This window comes from Gordonibacter pamelaeae 7-10-1-b (assembly GCF_000210055.1).
In the GTDB taxonomy this organism is placed as follows: domain Bacteria; phylum Actinomycetota; class Coriobacteriia; order Coriobacteriales; family Eggerthellaceae; genus Gordonibacter; species Gordonibacter pamelaeae.
The window spans coordinates 225,580-227,207 of record NC_021021.1 but is presented as its reverse complement, the minus strand read 5'-3'; the positions used below and the strand labels follow the sequence as shown (position 1 = coordinate 227,207).

Here is a 1,628-nt window from a genome sequence, read left to right as displayed (position 1 = left end):
GACGTGGCCATCTCGCGCGACCAGAACGTGTTCCCCATGGTGGCTCCGGGCCGCGCGCTCGACGACGTGATAGGCGCCATCGACGTGGCCGTGGGGGCCGTGCGCACGGACGTGCCCGAGGCGGAGGCCGCCCCGGGCGGGAAGGGGGGCATCCGATGAGGCACATCCTGTCCGTCCTCGTGGAGAACAAGCCGGGCGTCCTGTCGCGCGTGACGGGGCTCATCTCGCGGCGCGGCTTCAACATCGAGTCGCTGTCGGTGGGCCCCACCGAGGACCCCACCATGTCGCGCGTCACGGCCATCGTGAAGGCCGACGAGGTGGCCTACGAGCAGATCACCAAGCAGCTGCACAAGCTGATCAGCGTGCACAAGATCAACGACCTCACCGACGAGGGCGCCATCGAGCGTGAGCTCGTGCTGTTCAAGGTGAACGCCACGCCCGAGCGCCGAAGCGAGATCATCGAGATTGCGAACGTCTTCCGCGCGAAGATCGTCGACGTGGGGAAGAGCTCGCTCACCATCGAGGCCACCGGCGACGAGAGCAAGCTCAAGGGCATGGAGGACCTCTTCCGCGCCTACGGCATCAAGGAGATCACCCGCACCGGCAAGATAGCGATGTCACGCAACAGCAAAGACGTTTAAAACCAGCCAACAGAAAGGAAACCAACACCATGGCTGTCACGATCTACCACGAGAACGACGCGAACCCCGAGCTCATCCAGGGCAAGAAGGTAGCCATCATCGGCTACGGGAGCCAGGGCCACGCCCATGCGCTCAACCTCAAGGACTCGGGCGCCGACGTGCGCGTGGGCCTGCGCGAGGGCTCGAAGTCGCGCGAGGCCGCCGAGGAGGCCGGCCTCAAGGTCATGGGCGTGGCCGAGGCCGCCGAGGAAGCCGACCTCATCATGATCCTCACGCCCGACGAGACCCAGGCCGCCACCTACGAGGCCGAGATCGCGCCGCATCTCGCGCCCGGCGACACCCTCGCGTTCGCGCACGGCTTCAACATCCACTACGGCTACATCACCCCGCCCGCCGACGTGGACGTGGTCATGATCGCGCCGAAGGGTCCCGGCCACATGGTGCGCCGCGTGTTCACCGAAGGGGCGGGCGTGCCCTGCCTCATCTGCGTGCACCAGGATGCGTCGGGCCAGGCCAAGGACGTGGCGCTGTCCTACGCTTGGGGCATCGGCGGCGCGCGCGCCGGCGTCATCGAGACCACGTTCAAGAACGAGACGGAGACGGACCTCTTCGGCGAGCAGGCCGTGCTCTGCGGCGGCGTGACCGCGCTCATCAACGCCGGCTTCGAGACGCTCGTCGAGGCGGGCTACCCGCCCGAGATGGCCTACTTCGAGTGCTTCCACGAGATGAAGCTCATCGTTGACCTCATGTACGAGGGCGGCATGGCCAAGATGCGCAACTCCATCTCCAACACCGCCGAGTACGGCGACTACTACGCCGGCCCCCAGGTGATCACCGACGAGGCCCGGGCCGCGATGCGCCAGGTGCTCGCGCGCATCCAGGACGGCAGCTTCGCCCGCGAGTTCATGGAGGATTCGGCGAACGGCCAGAAGTGGCTGCTCGAGCAGCGCGCCGAGCACGCCGAGGCCCCCATCGAGCAGGTGGGCG

General features: G+C 67.3%; 2 protein-coding genes. Both read left to right on the top strand.

Annotated elements, in window-relative coordinates; genetic code table 11:
* Nucleotides 1-155: 155 nt before the first annotated feature.
* Entirely contained in the window at nucleotides 156-641 is a 486-nt protein-coding gene (ilvN, locus tag GPA_RS01005; RefSeq protein ID WP_015538691.1) for an acetolactate synthase small subunit, read from the top strand.
* Nucleotides 642-670: 29 nt separating this feature from the next.
* A partial coding sequence (gene ilvC / locus GPA_RS01000; protein WP_041238722.1) for a ketol-acid reductoisomerase occupies nucleotides 671-1,628 on the top strand: 958 nt, incomplete at its 3' end.

Coding starts and splice junctions, on each gene's coding strand:
- ilvN (WP_015538691.1), top strand. CDS start 156: ATGAGGCACATCCTGTCCGTCCTCGTGGAGAACAAGCCGGGCGTCCTG.